The following is a 16,914-nucleotide window of genomic DNA, read 5'->3' on the forward strand; positions in this document are numbered from 1 at the left end:
GCACCGGCCCGCCCGCGTTCCGACCCCACGGGCCGACCCGGGGGCCTATGCTTCGCCGCCCCTCCCCCGGCCCCGAACCACGTCCTTCGGTGCTCAGCCCGGTCACGCACTCGGCGGCAGGATGTCGCAGAGCGCGCCGAGCGCCGCCGGGTAGGCGTGGTCCGGCGGCGTGGCGTAGCCGACCACCAGGCCGTCGACGGCGGGCATCGCCTCCTCGCCGACCGCCGGGTGCCGGTAGTCGGCGAGCCCTTCGACGGCCAGGCCCCGGTAGCCGGCGGCCTTGAGCACCGAGCGCTCGGTGCCCGGCTCCAGGCGCAGCACCGCGTGCAGGCCGGCCGCGATGCCGGACACCTCGACGTGCGGGGCGCGGGCGGCGAGCGCGGCCACCAGCTGGTCCCGGCGCTCCCGGTAGCGGCGGCGCATCCGGCGCACGTGCCGGTCGTAGCCGCCGGAGTCGATGAACTCGGCGAGGGTCAGCTGGTCGAGGGCGCTGGCCCAGCCCTCGCGTTCCCCCTTGGCGGCGAGCGCCCGGTCCACCAGGTGGTCGGGCAGCACCATCCAGCCGAGCCGCAGCGCGGGGGTCAGGCTCTTGCTGGTGCTGCCGAGGTAGACCACCCGTTCGGGGTCGAGGCCCTGGAGGGAGCCGACCGGCTGGCGGTCGTAGCGGAACTCCCCGTCGTAGTCGTCCTCCAGGAGGAGCCCGCCGCGCCCGCGCGCCCAGTCGACGACGGCGGCGCGGCGGCCCGGCTGCAGCGGGCCGCCGGTGGGGAACTGGTGGGCGGGGGTGAGCAGCGCCGTCCGGACGTCCGGGTGCTGCGCCAAGTCGCCCGTCCTGGCGCCCCGTTCGTCGATCGGCAGCGGGACGGTGGGGACGCCGGCGGCGGCGAGCAGCCCGCGGTGGAAGCCCAGCCCGTACGCCTCGACGGCCAGCGGGCCGTGCTCGGCGGGCGGCAGGACGGGCGCGGCGCCGTCGAAGAGCAGCCGCAGCGCGTGGGCGAAGCCGGAGCAGACCACGATCCGGTCGGGGTCGGTGCGCACGCCCCGGGCGCGGGCGAGGTAGTCGGCGAGCACGGTGCGCAGTTCGCGCCGGCCCTGCGGGTCGCCGGGGCCGAAGGCCTCGTTGGGGGCGGCGGTCAGGGCGCGGCGGGCGGCGGCGAGCCAGGCGGCTCGTGGGAAGGAGGAGGCGTCGGGCCGGCCCTGGCGCAGGTCGTGGATGGGGCCGGGGCGACGGGAGGGCCGGCGGGCCCGGGTGCGCGGAACGGGTTCGGCGCGTTCGGCGACGGTGGTGCCGGAGCCCTGCCGGGCGGTCAGCCAGCCCTCCGCGACGAGTTCGGCGTAGGCCTCGGCGGCGGTGTTGCGGGCCAGGCCGAGGTCGGCGGCGAGGGTGCGGTAGGGCGGCAGCCGGGTGCCGGGGGCGAGTCTGCCGCTGCGGATCGCCTCGCGCAGGGCCGCCATCAGGGCGGCGCGGCGGCCGCCGGTGGCGGGGAGGTCGAGGTGGAGGTCGTTCCCGGTCGGGTGGGCGGGCTCGGAGGGGTGCGTGCCCCGCGTGTCCGTCATGGTCACGCACCCTACCGGCCGGCTCCCGGCGGCCGCCCCGCCGCCCCGCCACCCCTGAAGGGGGCTACGGCACGACGGTGACCGGCCAGCGGCCGGCCTTCACCAGCCGGACGGCCACCGATCCGATCACCTTGTGCCCGGCCTGCTCGGAGACGCCGACCACCACGGCGTCGGCACGCAGCTCGTCCGCGAGCTTGGCGAGGCCGGTGTACGGGTCGCCGCGCATGGTCAGGAAGCGCCACTCCACCCTCCACACCTCGCGCACCCGGTGCTCGGCCTCGCGCAGCGCGGCCAGCAGCTCCTCGGCGATCTCCTGGGTGGTCTCCTCCACCACGGCCCCGGCCAGGGCGGTCGCGGCGCCGAGGATCGGCTGGATGTACGCCACCGCGAGGACGGCGCCCTGCCGACGGGCCAGGCCGGCGGCGTAGGCGGTGGCGCGCCAGGAGGAGTCCGAGCCGTCCAGGCCCGCCAGGATCACGCCGGGGCCGTCGGTGCCCAGCTCGAAGCCCGCGGGCGCGGCCGCGGCCTCGTGGTCCCCGGTCCCGATCGGCGCCCCCGCCGCGGCGGGGCCTCCGGGAGCGGCGTCCGCCGTCCCGCCCGTACCGGCGTCCGTCTCTCCCGCGCCCGCCGTGTCCGCCGCATCGCTCTCGTTGCTCATGGGGGTGAGGCTATGCCCGCCACCGACGGTGACGGCATCGGGCACTCGGGGTGAGGGCTGTGGCCCGGGCCACCCGGGCGGACGGCCGCGGCGGCGGAATCGGCACCGGCGGCCGGTCGACCGTCACGCGCTGTCGACCGTGTGGGCGGCCTCACAGCGACTCCGGGGCGGATCCGCAGTGGCGCGGGCCACTTCAGAGGGCTTTTCGATCTTGAAAATGGTGGCAAATCGGGCGAAATTACCACATTTCCTTGATCCTTACCCCCGGTAACCGGCCTCTGACGTGGCCAAACCTTCGAATCCTTGAAACCGCCCCGACCGCACCCGTAACTTCGAACCCGTTGCACCGAGCGATTCGCTCCGGCCGGGCCCACCGCCCCCGAGCAGAACGGTGCAGGACCACGCGAGTGACGTGTCCCCGAAACCGACGGCCTTTCGAGGGCCTGGTTCCGCGCGCTCGCAGACCCCTCCGAAAGGAACACCATGACCTTCCGTAACGAGACCGCCGCTGCCACCACCACTGCCACCCCGAAGCGCCGCAACCGCGTCCGGATGGCTCTGATGGCCGGGGCGATCACCGCCCTGCCGGTGGCCGGCCTCGTCACGGCTACCAGCGCCTCCGCCGCGCCGGCTTCGGTCTGGGACAAGGTCGCCGCCTGTGAGGCGACCGGCAACTGGGCGATCAACTCCGGCAACGGCTTCTTCGGCGGCCTGCAGTTCACCCAGAGCACCTGGGCCGCCTTCGGTGGCACCGCCTACGCCCCGCAGGCCCACCAGGCCACCAAGGACCAGCAGATCGCCATCGGCGAGAAGGTCCTGGCTGCCCAGGGCCCGAACGCCTGGCCGATCTGCTCCGCCAAGGCCGGTCTGACCAAGTAAGACCCCTGCGCCGAGACCGCGCGCACCGAGGCCGCCGCACCCCATCCCGGGGTACGGCGGCCTCGTCGTGCCTCCCGACGGCAGCGGACCTCGGCACGGGTCCGGCGGGGCGCGGGGCGGTCAGTGCTTCATGTAGACGCTGTCCATGAACTCGATGATCTGCTGGTCCGTGAGCCGCTGGCCCTCGCGGTGGCCCATCGCCAGGTCGGCCTCGCTGATCATGCCCACCAGCCGGTCCCCGTCGATCACCGGGATGCGCCTGATCTGGTGCTGCTCCATCTTGCGCAGCACCACCTCCATGCTGTCCTCGGCCCGCACGCAGTGCAGGTGGCCGGCCAGCTCCATGGCCGTCATCTTGGCCGGGTCCTTGCCCTCCGCGATACATCGCAGCACGATGTCGCGGTCGGTGATGATGCCCTTCAGCTTCTGGTCGTCGCCGCAGATCGGCAGCGCACCCACGTTCTTGTCACGCATCATCCGCGAGGCCTCGGCCAGCGTCTGATGGGCGCCGATGCACTGGGCGCCGGTGTGCATGATGTCTCGGGCAGTGGTCACGGGGACTCCTTCGTCGGTGGTTTCCCCCCGCTGGTCCCCCCGCCTCCCCCGGCGGTGCTCCCCGGCTCCCTCCGGCGGAGCGGAGGCCGGGTGACCGCGTCCTCACCATAAGCAACCCCGCCCCCGCCCGCGACCCCGGCCCGGCGCCGGGAGGCCGGGACGGCCGGTGCGGCCGCAGAGTGGAAGGCGGAACCACCCGTACTTCCCGAGGAGTGAGCGAGCCACCGGGCCGCAGGCCCCGAACCGGCGGAGCGATCGGAGGCGGACCGTGCCGCAGATGACGGTGGACGGGCGCACCCTCGCGCTGTCCCACCTCGACAAGGTCTACTACCCGCGCACCGGCACCCCCAAGGGCGAGGTGCTGCGCTACTACGCCGCCGCGCACACCGCGCTGCTCCCGCACCTGCGCGACCGCCCGGTCTCCTTCCTGCGCTGCCCGGACGGCGTCGAGGCGGAGGTGTTCGTCGCCAAGAACCCGCCGCCCGGCACCCCGGACTGGGTGCGCACGGTCGACGTGCCGAGCACCACCGGCGAGCTGCGCCAGGTGGTGCTGGAGAACGGCGCGGCGCTGCTCGCGCTCGCCAACCTGGGCTGCCTGGAACTGCACGTCCCGCAGTGGCACGCGGCCGCGCCGGCCCTCGCCGACCGGCTGGTGCTGGACCTCGACCCCGGCGAGGGCGCGGACGTGCTCACCTGCCGCACGGTCGCGCTGCTGCTGCGCGAGCGGCTCGCGGCGGACGGCCTGGCCGCCTGGGTGAAGACCTCAGGATCCAAGGGCCTGCACCTGCTGGTCCCGATCGAGCCCACGCCGAGCGCCCGGGTCTCCGCGTACGCGAAGGCGCTGGCCGCCGCCCTGGAGGCCGAGCGCCCGGAGCTGGTGGTGCACACCATGGCCAAGGCCCGCCGCCGGGGCCGGGTGCTGGTCGACTGGTCGCAGAACAACGCCAAGAAGACCACCGCCGCGCCGTACACCCTGCGGGCCCGGCCGCTGCCGACCGTCTCCACCCCGCTGGCCTGGACGGAGCTCGACGCGGCCGCCGACGAGCGGGACCTGGTCTTCACGCTCGCCGAGGTGCCCGGCCGGCTCGCCGCGCACGGCGACCTGCTCGCCCCGCTGCTGGACCCGGGGCGGGCCAGGCCGCTGCCGTCCGCGCCCTCGGCGGCCGGAGCGGAACCGACCGAACCGACCGAACTGGAACCGGCCGGACCGAAGACCGCCCGACGGAGAGCCGCCGCCGAACCGGAACCACCGGCGCGCCAGGTGCTGCACCCGCCTGTCGAGGTGATGCGCCCGGCCGCCGTGACCTCCGTCCCGCCCGCCGACGGCCTGGGCGGCGGAGGCGTGCAGTACGAGCTGAAGCTGGACGGCTTCCGCTGCGTCGCCTTCGCCCGGGGCGAGCGGCCCGCGTACCTCCAGTCCCGCAGCGGCCGCGACCTCGCCCCCGACTTCCCGCCGATCGCCGCCGCCGTCGCCCGGCTGCCCGAAGGGCTGGTGCTGGACGCCGAGTTGGTCGCCTGGCGCGACGGCCGGTTCGCTTTCGGCGAGTTGCTGCACACCCGCCAGGCCAGGGCCGCCGCCCCCGAGGTGGCGCTCGGCCTGATCGCCTTCGACGTGCTGGCGCTGCCCGGCCGCGACGTCCGCCGGCTGCCGCTCACCGACCGCCGCCGGCTGCTGCTCGCGGCGCTCGCCGACGTCCCGCCGCCGGTCCAGCCGGTCATGGCCACCACGGACCGGGCGGAGGCGCTGGAGTGGATGGAGCGGCTCGCGGACACCGGGGTGGAGGGCCTGGTCTGCAAGGCCGTCGCCGCCCCCTACCGCCCGCGCGGCGCGGGCCGCGTCTGGGTCAAGTACCGCCGCAGCGACACCCTCGACGCCACCGTCCGCGCCGTCACCGGACCGGCCGCCCACCCGCAGGCGCTGGTCCTCCAGCTCGACGACGGCCGGGTGTTCCTGACCACCCCGCGGCTCACCCCGGTCCAGTCCCGCGAGGTCGCCGAGGTCGTCCGCCCGCTGCTCGGCCCGCCCGCCACCGACCCCGACCACGGCCCGGTCCACCCGCTGACCTCCCCGCTCAGGGCCGAACTCACCCTCACCGGCCGGCCGCCCACCGCCACCTTCGTCCGCCTCCGGGGCGACTGACCACCGGCTCGCCCCCGCCCCCGCTCACTCCCGCCGCTTCGCCGTCACGTGGGCGAACTCCGTCACCAAGGCGTCGTCGAACAGCGGCAGGTCGCCAGGCTTGCGGCTGGTGACGAGCGGGCCGGGGCCGTCGTGGCAGACGTGTACCGGCTCGTCCACCCACTGCGCGCCGGCGTTCACCAGGTCGGTTCGCAGGCTGGGCCAGGAGGTGAGGGTGCGGCCGCGCACGGCGTCGGCCTCGATCAGCGTCCAGGCCGCGTGGCAGATCGCCGCGACCGGCCGGCCGGCGGCGCAGCAGGCGTGGACGAAGGCGACCGCCGGGCGGTCCAGGCGCAGCCGGTCGGGGTTGGCGACGCCGCCGGGGAGGACCAGCCCGTCGTAGTCGGCCGGGTCGGCGTCGGCGACCAGGGCGTCCACGGCGAAGGTGTCGCCCGCGGCTCGGTGCCGGACGGCCTGGACCCGGCCCGCGGCCGTGGACAGCAGCCGCGGGATGCCGCCGGACTCGGCGACCGCCTGCCACGGGTCGGTCAGTTCGACCTGCTCGGCCCCGTACGGCGCGACCAGGAAGGCGATCGTCCGCCCGGTGAGCGTGGTGGAGGGCCAGCCCATGGCGCCCTCGCTCAGCGCGGGTGCGGGGCGGTCAGGTCGACGGCCGCGGGCGGGGCGGAACTGAGCCGGGCGCGCGGGCAGTCGAGGTGGACGGTGCGGTCGAGGTGGTCGAGCCGGGCGACCAGTCGGGTCGGGACGAGCACCCGGGTGCCCCGTACCCAGGGCTCGGCGTCGACCAGCAGGTGGTCCCCGGTGTCCTGTTCGACCCGGCCGACCGGGCCGTCGGTGGCACGCACCTCGTACCCGACCAGCGTGAGGTCGGCGGCGGAATGGGAGCCCGGGCGGTACTCCCACAGGTCGGTGGTCATCACGCTCACGCCTCCGGACGGTCCCATGGGCGCCGCTCCCGGCGCTCCCGACGTTCCCCGGACTCCGCCGGGTCGATCAGTCCGGCGCCGCCGCGGGCCGTGCGCCGCCGGCGCAGCAGCTCGGAGGCGGCGACCGCGGCCGCCACCGTGGCCGCCCAGACCACGCCGAGCGCGACCAGCACCGCGGGGGCGGGTGTCCGTACGCCCACCCCGAGGCAGATCACCGTCATCACCAGGGCGGTCAGCACGATCCCCGCCGAGATCCTGCGCCCCACTGCGCGGAGCACGCCCCGGACCCGACCGGGCGGCTTGGCGCCCATCGTGCTCAGCTTCCGGTCGAGCCGTGTGTCCTGGCGCAGATCGGACTCGATCTCCTCGAGGAGCCGCCGCTCCCATCCGCTCAACGCGGGTCCGTCCATCTCGGTCACCTCCGACACTTCGGGTGACGTGCTCGCAGCCGGGCGGTTGCCCGATACGAACCGGCGCTAACCGTTGCGGGCACCGCCTGTTCCGGCACCCACGGGCCCGAAGGCCCGGGGGCGCGCGAGCAGGCTGTCGTCCAGGACGCTCAACAGGGCGGCGGCGTCGCGGTGGACCTCGACCGCGCCCGCCGCCCGCAGCTGCGGGCCGGTGTCGCGGCCGACCGCCAGGGCCACGCACGGCACCCAGCACCGCCGCGCCGCCCGTACCTCGCGCACGCTCCCGGCGACGGCCACGGCGTGCCAGGGCCTGCCGTCCACCAGGTCCAGCGCGGCCCGCACCGGGTCGTCCCCGGGATCGGCCACCGTCAGCGCCGGGGCGCCGGCCGGCCCTGGGCCGGTCAGCACCACCGTCCACCCCCGGGCGGCGCACTCGTGCAGCAACTCGGCACCGCCGGGCAGCGCGGGCTGCCACCAGTCGGTACCGAAGAGGGCCGCCGAGACCACCGTCATGACCACCGCTTCCGTTCGCGGGCGACGCGCCGAACGTTCCCTTCCAGGTTAGGTCGTTCCCCGGCCGAGCGCGCAGCCTGCGCCGGGGCCCGAAAAGGGGGTGGTCACGGATGATCCACAGGCCCTAGGGTGTCGCTCCATCCCATTGGTCCAGTCCAGGAGCCCGTTCCCCGATGTCCTCGCCCGCCCTGTACCGCTCGCCGAGACCCACCGCCACCGTCTCCACCGTCCTGCTCGCCGTGGCCGGCGCCGCGACGCTCGCCTCGCTCGGCACGGGCTTCCGCCTGTACCTGGAGGCCGGCAAGCTCGCCGACGACGTCGAAGCCGACGGATCCGCGCTGACGGACGCGGCGCAGCTCTACGAGGGCGTCGGCTTCCTCCAGGTGGTGGCCCTGGCCGCCTCCGCGATCGCCTTCCTCGTCTGGTTCTACCGGGTGCGGGTGAACGCCGAGGTCTTCGACCCGCACGGGCACCGGTTCCGGCGCGGCTGGGCGATCGGCGGCTGGTTCACCCCCGTGGTCGCCCTCTGGTTCCCGCGGCAGATCGCGGGCGACATCTGGCAGGCCACCGCCCGGCCGGACGCCTCGGGGATCCGCATGCGGCTCCCGCAGACGCTGCTCACCCTCTGGTGGGCCACCTTCTGGCTCTCCAACGCGGCCGACCGGTTCGGCAGCTACTCCCTCGGTACGGACGCGGCGCGGTACGCGGACGGGTACCAGGAGGCCGTCGGCTGGCTGCTGATCGCCGACCTGCTGTCGGTGGTGGCCGCGGTCTTCGCCGTCCTGGTCGTCCAGCGGCTGACGGCCATGCAGGAGGAGCGCTTCACCGAGTCCGCCGCCCCGGTGTACGGCGGGGTCCACGGCGGGACGGTCTGGGGCTGAGCCCACGCGGCCGAGGGCTCCCGTCGGGGATCCCTCAGTCCGTGAACGGGTCGGCAGCCAGCCGGGCGTGCAGGTGCTCGTCCACGTAGACGCCCCCGCCGTAGGTGTAGGAGCCGCGCAGGGTGCCCTCGTACGGGAAGCCGGCCCGCACCGCGACCCGGCAGGAGTCCTCGTTGGCGACGGCGTGGTACAGCTCGATGCGGCGGACGTCGGCGTGCTCCACCGCCCAGCGGGTGACGGCGGTGGTGGCCCGGCTGGCCAGGCCCCGGCCGCGGGCGGCGGCGAGCAGCCAGTAGCCGATCATGGCCACTCCGTCGTCCCGGTTGGTCCACCCCAGGTAGGCGTTGCCGCAGAGGCTGCCGTCGGCGGCGTCGACGACGGCGAAGGGGGCCGCGGTGCCGTCGGCCCAGTGCCGTTCGCAACGGGCGAGGTAGGTCTCGGCGACGACCGGGCCGTCGGCGCTGAGCGGGCTCCAGCGGGCGACGGCCGGGTCCGCCGCGGCGGCGGTCAGGGCGGGCCCGATGCCACCGGCCACGTCGAGGTCGGGCCCCCACGGGCGCAGCAGGGCGTCCCCGAGGTCGAGGACGGTGGGGCGGAAGACGCGGCGGTCGGTGGCCGGATCGCTGATGGTCATCCCGTCTTCCTACCCCCGCGTCTCCCGGGCCCGCCAGCGAATTTCCCGGCGGCCGGGCGCACGCGGCGACGGCCGGTCGGTCACCGGGCGCACGCGGCGACGCCGGTCGGTCACCGGGCGCACGCGGCGACGCCGGTCGGTCACCGGGCGCCGCCGGGCGGGCGGGGCGGGGTCAGATCCGCGCCAGGTAGCCGTTCTCCACCAGCCAGAGCACGTTCAGCTTGGCCGGGCCGCCGGGCAGCAGGGTGCCGTCGAGCTGGTACTGCAGGCCCCAGCCGGGCTGGTTGAACCAGGGCGCGATCGGGCCGGCGTGCACGGTGAAGGCCTTGACCACCTTGTAGTCGTGGTAGTTGCAGGCGGCCGGCGGGTTGCCGTCCAGGCTCTGCGGCGGGAGCGCCCGGTTGGCGTAGGGCAGGCCCTCGGGGGCGAGGTAGGCGCCGTACTCGCTGCCGTAGCGGTCGATGTTCTGGTTCGGGTAGAGCGTGAGGTCGAACTCGATCGGGCTGCCGTCGGGCAGGGTGACGTAGCCGTCGGCCGGCGGGTATATCCAGCCGCCCTTGCCGCCGTTGCCGGCCGGGTCGTAGTACTCGGCCAGGAAGTCCTGCTCGCCGGCGCCGCCGGTGCGCTGGTAGCCGGCGAGCTGGCGGCCGACCGGTCCGGTGGTCGGGAGGTCGGCGGGGCCGAGGCGGGCGTCGTCGTGGCGGAACGCGGCGGAGCACTGGTCGGAGGGGGTGGCCGTGGGGGCCGCGACGGCGGCGGGGGTGCTCACGGCGGTGAGGGCGGCGGCCGCGGCGAGCGGCGCGACGAGCAGGCGAAGGCGAAGGCGCACGGTGTCTCCGTCGAACGGGTCAGCGGTCGAGAAAGGAGCCACGGAGGGGCGTTGTGCTCACCCTGGGTGGCTGGTTCGACACCAGGCAATCGGATCATCTGATCATTCGTCAACATGATCAGAACAACTGCTCGTTCGACTCCGCGGATTCGGCCGAAGCCGGGACACCGGGACCGCCCGTCCGCGAGGATGGGCGGTCCGGTGTCGCCGGATCACCGCCCCGGGGCAACCTTGCCGAGCAGGTGGAGCAGCCGGTCCAGGGCGTCTTTGGAGTTGGGCTCGGTCAGGTTGACCATCAGCCGGAACGCCACCTTCAACAGCGCCGGGTGGCCGAGCCCTGCGGCTCCGGCCGCGCCGAGCAGCTTCCGCCGGCCCAGCAGGTCGGCGGCCACCCGGCCGAGCGCGAAGTAGCCCGCGTAGGCGGAGCGCAGCGCCTGCGGGTAGGCGCGCAGTGCGAGGTCCCGGCCGCGGTCGGTGCGGCGGGCGAGGGCCTGGACGATGGTCTCGGCGGCGAAGCGGCCGGACTCCATCGCGTAGGCGATGCCCTCGCCGGTGCCCGGGCTGACCGTGCCGCCCGCGTCGCCGATCAGCAGCAGGCCGTCGGCGTAGTGCGGCTGCCGGTTGAGGCCCATCGGCAGGGCGGCGCCGCGGATCGGCTCGGTGACCGCGTCGGGGGTGTACCCGTACTCCGGGGGCAGGCCGTCGCACCAGCGGCGCAGCAGCTCCCGCCAGTCCACCTCGGTCCCGGCGGTGTCGAGGACGCCGAGGCCGACGTTGGCGGTGCCGTCGCCCATGCCGAACACCCAGGCGTAGCCGGGCAGCAGACGCCGGGCCGGGTCGTTGGGGTCGCGCAGGTCGAGCCAGGCCTCCAGGTAGCGGTCGTCGTGGCGCGGGGTGGTGAAGTACGTCCGGTAGGCGACGCCCATCGCGCGGTCGGTGCGGCGGTAGCGCCGCATCGCCACCGACAGCCGGGTGGAGTTGCCGTCGGCGGCGACGACGATCGGGGCCCGGTAGGCGGCCGGCCGGCGCTCCTCCCCCAGCTTGGCGGTGACGCCGGTGATCCGGCCGGTCCGCTCGTCCAGCAACGGGCCCGTCACATTGGCGCGTTCGACCACCCGGGCACCGGCCGCGGCTGCCTTGCGGGCGAGCAGTTCGTCGAAGTCGGCGCGTCGCCGGACCAGTCCGTACCCGGGGTAGGCGGAGAGCTCGGGCCAGTCGAACTCCAGCGAGCGGTGCCCGGCGATCAGCCGCAGGCCCCGGTTGTGCAGCCAGCCGGCCTCTTCGGAGACGTCGATGCCGAGGTCGGTCAACTGCTTGACGGCGCGCGGGGTGAGGCCGTCGCCGCAGACCTTCTCCCGCGGGAAGGCGGACTTCTCCAGCAGCAGGACGTCCACTCCGGCCCGGGCGAGGTGGGCGGCGGCGGTGGAGCCGGCCGGCCCGGCGCCGACCACGATGACGTCGGCGCTCTCCGCGGGGGCGTCGGCCCCCTCGCCGTCCCGGGCGGCGTCCTCGCTCCTGTCCTCGCCCCTGACGGCCCCTTCGCCCTCGACGGTCTCCTCGGGCCGGACGGTCTGCTCTGGGCCGGGCATCGCACTCTCCCACGGGTCGGATCGGCTGTTCACACGACGGAGTCCTCGGACTGGGCGGTTCCGGACGGACGATAGAGAACCCCGGCACCCGCCCGCCGCCCCGACACGCAGGCCGCCGCCACGGACCGGTCAATACCGGCCACCGCGGGCTGGCGGGTTCACCCGCCGGACCGGGGCCAGGGGTTGACCGTTCGACCGGCTCTGACACCGGTGAAATGATCACAACCAGGTAATCAGATCGTTGTAATGAACTAGTCGGACCAATCGCCGTTAGCGATGCATTTCGGCCAAACCTCCCTTGCGTCACGTTTCCCGCTGCGGGGACTGTTAGGCCCCTCCCGTCGCACGGCACCGGCTCCCCGCCGAACGGCGACGGAGGCTCTCTCCCGCCGCGCGGGCCCGTCCCGGCCCGGCCGTACCCGATGGAACCCTGATGCACCTCCGCTCCACCGCCGCGCGCTCCCTGGTGGCCGTCCCGACCGCCGCCGCACTCCTGCTGCTCGCCCCCGCCGCGCACGCCGCCGCGGGCGGCAAGGGCGGCGCCCCCGGCAACAACGGCACCGTCAAGATCCACGACGCCGCCACCGGACAGGAGGACGTGCGCAACGAGCCCAAGGTCTGCACCTTCTACCTGGACTCCTTCGGCTTCGACGCCAACCAGGACGTGATCTGGGCGATCGCCACCGTCGGCCCCAAGGGCGAGACCCTCGCCGCGTACGGGGACATCCCGGTCGACCCGCACGGGCACGTGCGGACCGAGGACATCCACCTGCCGGACGGCCACTACAAGCTCTACTGGCAGTCGGTCGAGCTGGTGAACGGTCAGCTGCCGGAGAACGCCGAGCTCAACAAGCCCAAGCACAAGGTGTTCAAGGTCGACTGCGGCGGACAGAGCCCGACCCCGACCGGCAAGCCCTCGCCGACCGTGACGCCGACCCCGGTGAAGACGCCGTCGACCGGCCCGACCACCGTGCCCTCGCACAGCCCGTCCGCCCCGGCGACGACGCCCGCCACGACCCCGGCCCCGACCACCCCGCCGGTCACCCCCTCGGCCACGCCGAGCGCGAGCGCGAGCACGAAGCCCGCCGAGACGCCGACCGCCACCCCGAAGCCGGTGCCGCCGACCACCACTCCGACCAGCCCGGCGGCCACCACCCCGGCCACCACCCCGGCGACCGGAGAGCCCACCGAGGAGCCCACGGCCGCGCCCAGTGGCGCCCCGAGCCCGGCCCCGTCGAGCACGCCGACCGGCACCGTGCCGGTGCACAAGCCGTCCACCGAGACCCCGGTCAACCCGGAGCAGCCGCTGATCAAGCCGGACAAGGTCAGCGTGCCCACCCCGATCCCGGGCGCCACCACGGACGGCAAGAAGCTGGCCACCACCGGCAGCGACGGCACCCTGCTCTACGCGGGCGCCGGCACCGTGCTGCTGCTGGGCGGTGCGGGCGCGGTGGTCTACGCCCGCCGTCGCCGCACCAGCTCCTGAGCTGACCCGCCCGGGGCCTCCCGGGCGGCGCGCCACGACTGAGCCGCGGCGCGCCACGAGGGCGTGTCGTTCACGCCACTGAGCCCCTGGCCCGCGAGCAGCTGCGGGACCAGGGGCTCCCTGCCGTTCCACGGTGCGCACCCCCTCGGGGGTTCACCGGCGGTCGCACCGGGTTCGACGAGGGGCCCGGCCACGGGGGCGGGCCGGGCCCTCACTCGAGACCACGGCCGCCGTCCCTCCCCGGGTTCACCACGAGTCCCACCGGCCCCACCGCCCCCCTGGCTCCGCCCGACCCGCGCCCCGCCCCGCCCGGCCGGAGCGCGCCCGGTCCGGCCCCGGGAACGCCGGAAGCCCCTGGCCGCACGGGGGACGACCAGGGGCTTCCGTACCGGACTACGGGCGGCGGGCCCTCACGGGTTCAACGCCAGCACCACGTACCCCGCCAGCACCGCCAGGTGCACCGCGCCCTGGAGCGGGGTCGCCCGGCGCGGGATGACGGTGAGGGTGAGCAGCACGATCGTCAGGGTCAGCAGCACCATGTGCGCCGGGTCGAGGCCGAGGACGAGCGGGCCGGGGAGCCAGCTGGAGGCGATCGCGACCGCCGGGATGGTCAGTCCGATGCTGGCGAGCGCCGAGCCGAGGGCGAGGTTGAGGCTGGTCTGCACCCGGTTGCGGACGGCCGCGCGCAGCGCCGCGATGGTCTCCGGCAGCAGCACCATCATGGCGATCACCACGCCGACCACGGCGTGCGGGAGGCCGGCGTCGTCCACCGCCTTCTCGATGGTCGGCGACACGCCCTTGGCCAGGCCCACCACCGACACCAGGGCGACGGCCAGCAGCAGCAGGCTGACGCCGGCGGCCCGGATGGTGGGCGGGGAGGCGTGCTCCTCCTCGTCCAGCACCCGGCCCTCGGGGGTGACGGGCAGGAAGTAGTCCCGGTGCCGGACGGTCTGGGTGGCCACGAACAGGCCGTACACCACCAGCGAGGCGGTGGCCGCGAAGGTGAGCTGGGTGGTCGAGAACTGCGGGCCGGGCGAGCTGGTGGTGAAGGTCGGAAGGACGAGGCTGAGGGTCGCGAGGGTGGCGATGCAGGCGAGCGCGGCGCCGGTGCCCTCGGCGTTGAAGACGGCGGTCCGGTACTTGACGGCGGCGACCACGATGGACAGTCCGAGGATGCCGTTGCAGGTGATCATCACGGCGGCGAAGACGGTGTCCCTGGCCAGGGTGGAGGACTTGGCCCCGCCGTCGGCCATCAGCGTCACGATCAGCGCGACCTCGATCACGGTGACCGCCACCGCCAGGACGAGCGATCCGAAGGGCTCCCCCGACCAGTGCGCGATGACCTCGGCGTGGTGCACGGCGGACAGCACGGCGCCCACCAGGAAGCAGGCGACCACCGCCACCACCCAGCCGGGCAGCTCCTCGTGCCAGGTCAGGACAAGGACGAGGAACGACACCACCGGAATGATGACGGTCCATTGCGCGGTAACGGCGCGGAGCTTCGTGATCATGCCGCCGAGGATCCCAGACCGCAGCCCCGTCACCCGGGTGCCCGCGCCGGGATACGTATGGATGTGGCATAACTCATCCCGTTTTGGCACTCACCCGCCGTAGTCGTGAAGATACTGAAGCACTTTGTCGACATGTTGCCGAAGCCGGTCGGGGACGACCCCGGCGGCGGCCACGGGCGAGAGATGGTCGGGCGAGCCGAGCGGCGGGGCATAGGCATAGGTGCCCTCCAGCTCGGCGGTGAGGCCGAAGTCGGCGATCTTGGCGGTGCCGTCGGGCATCGGCAGGACATTGGCCGGTTTCAGGTCCCCGTGCACCCAGCCAGCCCGATGCAAGCGCGGGGGCTCCGCCGGGCGGCGCCATCTCGGGCCCCGGGGCGGGAAGTTGCACGATGACCGGGTCCACGCGGCACCTCCGTGGGATCGGCTCGATGGCGTCCGTCCCATTCGTCCCGGAGGCAAACCTGCCACCCGGACGGGTGAGGACGCCCAGGAACTGATCGTCCGTCAGGACGGGAGTTGTCCGTGCGCTGAACGAATGCCGAATGGTTGCAGGATGTAGTTGAACGGTCACCATGAGTGTGACGCAACGCACACACACGACATCCACGATGTGTGCAAGACTCATCTCAAGGAGTGAGATTCCCTTAATTTCCAAGGAGGTTCGCATCATGCGCGCTCGGATCGCAGCTGTGGCACTGGCGGCGGCAGGGATCACCGCCCTGGCCGCGGCTCCGGCGACAGCCGCCACCACCACGACCGGAACCGACGCCGCGGTCTGCGCCTCGGTGCTCAACCGGCCCTGCATCTCGCACCAGGCCGACGGCGAGGGCATCGTGGGCGTCGCCCAGGTCAGCGCCGACCCCGGTCAGTTGACGATGGTTCGGGTGGACGTCCGCACCCAGTCCGCCTGGGGCAGCCCGTGGGAGACGGTCGCCACCGCGACCACCGTGCAGTTCGGCTCCGCCAAGGCGGTCACCCCGCGGGTCACCGCGACCGCCCCGCGCGTGATCTGCGCGACCGCCGGCCCCGCGCTGGACGTCACCAAGCAGATCACCACCTGTACCAACCCGTTCTGACCGCGGGGCCGCCGAGGCGCCGCACCCGCCACCCCCACGCCGTCCGTACGACCGGGCAGCCGTCCGGACGGCCCGGGGGCGGGAAGCAGTGAACAGCAGGACCAACGGGGCCGTTCGGCCGGGACCTCCCCTCCCGGCCGAACGGCCCCCACCGTTCCCACCAGGCAGAAGGCGCGACAGTCGGAAGATCACCCGGGTCCGGACCCGGGTGGACCTGGGGCACCCCCACACGGCAAACTGGTCTAGACCTCGGAGGTCTAGACCTCAGACTCGCCTCAGAACGGTGGACCCAGTATGGAAATCGTGATCGTCCCTGACGCCCGTGCGGCCGGCGAACTCATCGCCGCGGCGATCACCGATCTGCTGACCGACAAGCCCGACGCCCTGCTCGGCGTGGCGACCGGCTCGACGCCGCTGCCGATCTACCAGGCCCTGGCCGAGCGGGTCCGCGACGGCCGGCTGAACGCCGCCGAGGCGCGCATCTGCCAGCTGGACGAGTACGTCGGCCTGCCCGCCGGCCACCCGGAGTCCTACCGCTCGGTGGTGCTGCGCGAGGTCGTGGAGCCGCTCGGCCTGACCGAGGAGTCCTTCCTGGGCCCGGACGGCAACGCGTCCGACATCGCCGCGGCGGCCACCGCCTATGACCGCGCGCTGGCCGAGGCCGGCGGCGTCGACCTCCAGCTGCTCGGCATCGGCACGGACGGCCACATCGGCTTCAACGAGCCCTGCTCCTCGCTCTCCTCCCGGACCCGGATCAAGACCCTCACCCGGCAGACCCGCGAGGACAACGCCCGCTTCTTCGACAGCATCGACCAGGTCCCGCACCACGTCATCACCCAGGGCATCGGCACCATCCTGGAGGCCCGCCACCTGGTCCTGCTGGCCACCGGCGACGCCAAGGCCGAGGCCGTCGCACTCTCCGTCGAGGGCCCGCTGTCCGCGGCCGTCCCCGCCTCCGCGCTCCAGCTGCACCCGCACGCCACCGTGGTGGTGGACGAGGCCGCCGCCTCCCGCCTCAAGCTCGCCGACTACTTCCGCGACACCTACGCGGCCAAGCCGGCCTGGCAGAAGCTCTGATCGTTCCGACAGTCCTGAGCGTTCCGACGGCTCCGAGCGTTCCGACGCCGTGACGGCCGGGGGGGGGGGGGGGGAGACCCCCCCCCCCCCCCCCCCCCCCCCCCCCTTCCCCCTGTTTTTCTCCCTTCCAGCCCCTCTATGGTTTTCCTCCCCCCACCACCACGAAACACAACGAAACACCTCGGCTTTTTTC

17 protein-coding genes and 2 pseudogenes are annotated in these 16,914 nt (G+C 74.4%); 7 read left to right on the plus strand and 12 right to left on the minus strand.

The window, feature by feature from the left end; translation table 11 throughout:
- Positions 1-102: 102 nt before the first annotated feature.
- A complete protein-coding gene (gene pdxR, locus ACZ5OX_RS30385; RefSeq protein WP_465634442.1) occupies positions 103-1,557 on the minus strand; it encodes a MocR-like pyridoxine biosynthesis transcription factor PdxR in 1,455 nt (484 codons plus the stop codon).
- A 64-nt stretch (positions 1,558-1,621) separates the two neighbouring features.
- The gene (locus ACZ5OX_RS30390; RefSeq protein ID WP_465634443.1) at positions 1,622-2,215 is read right to left on the minus strand and encodes a universal stress protein; all 594 of its coding nucleotides are present in this window, start codon (positions 2,213-2,215) and stop codon (positions 1,622-1,624) included.
- A 483-nt stretch (positions 2,216-2,698) separates the two neighbouring features.
- Here ACZ5OX_RS30390 and ACZ5OX_RS30395 point away from each other — a divergent pair.
- Positions 2,699-3,091 (plus strand): annotated as a pseudogene (locus ACZ5OX_RS30395) (transglycosylase family protein); the annotation flags it as partial.
- 123 nt (positions 3,092-3,214) lie between these two features.
- Here ACZ5OX_RS30395 and ACZ5OX_RS30400 read toward each other — a convergent pair.
- A complete protein-coding gene (locus ACZ5OX_RS30400; protein ID WP_449793323.1) occupies positions 3,215-3,649 on the minus strand; it encodes a CBS domain-containing protein in 435 nt (144 codons plus the stop codon).
- A gap of 277 nt (positions 3,650-3,926) precedes the next feature.
- Here ACZ5OX_RS30400 and ligD point away from each other — a divergent pair.
- Both ligD and ACZ5OX_RS30410 read left to right on the plus strand, forming a co-directional pair.
- Positions 3,927-4,796 (plus strand): annotated as a pseudogene (gene ligD, locus ACZ5OX_RS30405) (non-homologous end-joining DNA ligase); the annotation flags it as partial.
- Between the two features lie 138 nt (positions 4,797-4,934).
- A complete protein-coding gene (locus ACZ5OX_RS30410; protein WP_465634573.1) occupies positions 4,935-5,789 on the plus strand; it encodes an ATP-dependent DNA ligase in 855 nt (284 codons plus the stop codon).
- Positions 5,790-5,813: 24 nt separating this feature from the next.
- Here ACZ5OX_RS30410 and ACZ5OX_RS30415 read toward each other — a convergent pair whose 3' ends face one another.
- The 4 genes from ACZ5OX_RS30415 to ACZ5OX_RS30430 form a co-directional block, all read right to left on the minus strand.
- Positions 5,814-6,398 (minus strand): type 1 glutamine amidotransferase domain-containing protein, encoded by a 585-nt coding sequence (locus tag ACZ5OX_RS30415; protein ID WP_449793324.1) that lies wholly within the window; start codon positions 6,396-6,398, stop codon positions 5,814-5,816.
- Positions 6,399-6,409: 11 nt separating this feature from the next.
- Entirely contained in the window at positions 6,410-6,706 is a 297-nt protein-coding gene (locus ACZ5OX_RS30420) for a PRC-barrel domain containing protein (RefSeq protein ID WP_449809818.1), read from the minus strand.
- Positions 6,707-6,711: 5 nt separating this feature from the next.
- Positions 6,712-7,125 carry a hypothetical protein gene (locus ACZ5OX_RS30425; protein WP_465634445.1) on the minus strand — a complete coding sequence of 138 codons (414 nt, stop codon included), beginning with the start codon at positions 7,123-7,125 and terminating at the stop codon, positions 6,712-6,714.
- 66 nt (positions 7,126-7,191) lie between these two features.
- A complete protein-coding gene (locus tag ACZ5OX_RS30430) occupies positions 7,192-7,638 on the minus strand; it encodes an HAD family hydrolase (RefSeq protein ID WP_465634446.1) in 447 nt (148 codons plus the stop codon).
- 173 nt (positions 7,639-7,811) lie between these two features.
- On the opposite strand from ACZ5OX_RS30430, the gene ACZ5OX_RS30435 reads away from it, so the two are divergent.
- Positions 7,812-8,519 (plus strand): DUF4328 domain-containing protein, encoded by a 708-nt coding sequence (locus tag ACZ5OX_RS30435; protein WP_465634447.1) that lies wholly within the window; start codon positions 7,812-7,814, stop codon positions 8,517-8,519.
- A gap of 34 nt (positions 8,520-8,553) precedes the next feature.
- Here the strand turns inward: ACZ5OX_RS30435 and ACZ5OX_RS30440 are convergent, their stop codons facing one another.
- The 3 genes from ACZ5OX_RS30440 to ACZ5OX_RS30450 form a co-directional block, all read right to left on the minus strand.
- On the minus strand, positions 8,554-9,153 hold the full coding sequence (locus ACZ5OX_RS30440; RefSeq protein WP_465634448.1) for a GNAT family N-acetyltransferase: 600 nt from the start codon (positions 9,151-9,153) through the stop codon (positions 8,554-8,556).
- 172 nt (positions 9,154-9,325) lie between these two features.
- Positions 9,326-9,982, minus strand: a complete 657-nt coding sequence (locus tag ACZ5OX_RS30445) for a TNT domain-containing protein (protein ID WP_465634449.1) — start codon at positions 9,980-9,982, stop codon at positions 9,326-9,328.
- A gap of 212 nt (positions 9,983-10,194) precedes the next feature.
- Positions 10,195-11,571: a geranylgeranyl reductase family protein gene (locus ACZ5OX_RS30450; protein ID WP_465634451.1), complete on the minus strand. Its 1,377-nt coding sequence runs from the start codon at positions 11,569-11,571 to the stop codon at positions 10,195-10,197.
- Between the two features lie 433 nt (positions 11,572-12,004).
- On the opposite strand from ACZ5OX_RS30450, the gene ACZ5OX_RS30455 reads away from it, so the two are divergent.
- Entirely contained in the window at positions 12,005-13,057 is a 1,053-nt protein-coding gene (locus tag ACZ5OX_RS30455) for an LPXTG cell wall anchor domain-containing protein (protein WP_465634452.1), read from the plus strand.
- Positions 13,058-13,467: 410 nt separating this feature from the next.
- On the opposite strand, the gene ACZ5OX_RS30460 is transcribed toward ACZ5OX_RS30455, so the two are convergent.
- Both ACZ5OX_RS30460 and ACZ5OX_RS30465 read right to left on the minus strand, forming a co-directional pair.
- Positions 13,468-14,568, minus strand: coding sequence for a calcium:cation antiporter (locus tag ACZ5OX_RS30460; RefSeq protein ID WP_465634453.1), 1,101 nt, complete (start codon positions 14,566-14,568; stop codon positions 13,468-13,470).
- 90 nt (positions 14,569-14,658) lie between these two features.
- A complete protein-coding gene (locus tag ACZ5OX_RS30465) occupies positions 14,659-15,012 on the minus strand; it encodes a protein kinase domain-containing protein (protein ID WP_465634455.1) in 354 nt (117 codons plus the stop codon).
- 224 nt (positions 15,013-15,236) lie between these two features.
- Here ACZ5OX_RS30465 and ACZ5OX_RS30470 point away from each other — a divergent pair, with 224 nt between their 5' ends.
- Together ACZ5OX_RS30470 and nagB are read left to right on the plus strand one after the other, a co-directional pair.
- A complete protein-coding gene (locus ACZ5OX_RS30470) occupies positions 15,237-15,644 on the plus strand; it encodes a hypothetical protein (protein ID WP_465634456.1) in 408 nt (135 codons plus the stop codon).
- A gap of 294 nt (positions 15,645-15,938) precedes the next feature.
- Positions 15,939-16,721 (plus strand): glucosamine-6-phosphate deaminase, encoded by a 783-nt coding sequence (gene nagB, locus ACZ5OX_RS30475; protein ID WP_465634457.1) that lies wholly within the window; start codon positions 15,939-15,941, stop codon positions 16,719-16,721.
- Positions 16,722-16,914 lie beyond the last annotated feature (193 nt).

It is taken from the genome of Kitasatospora sp. NPDC032121 (assembly GCF_055580145.1).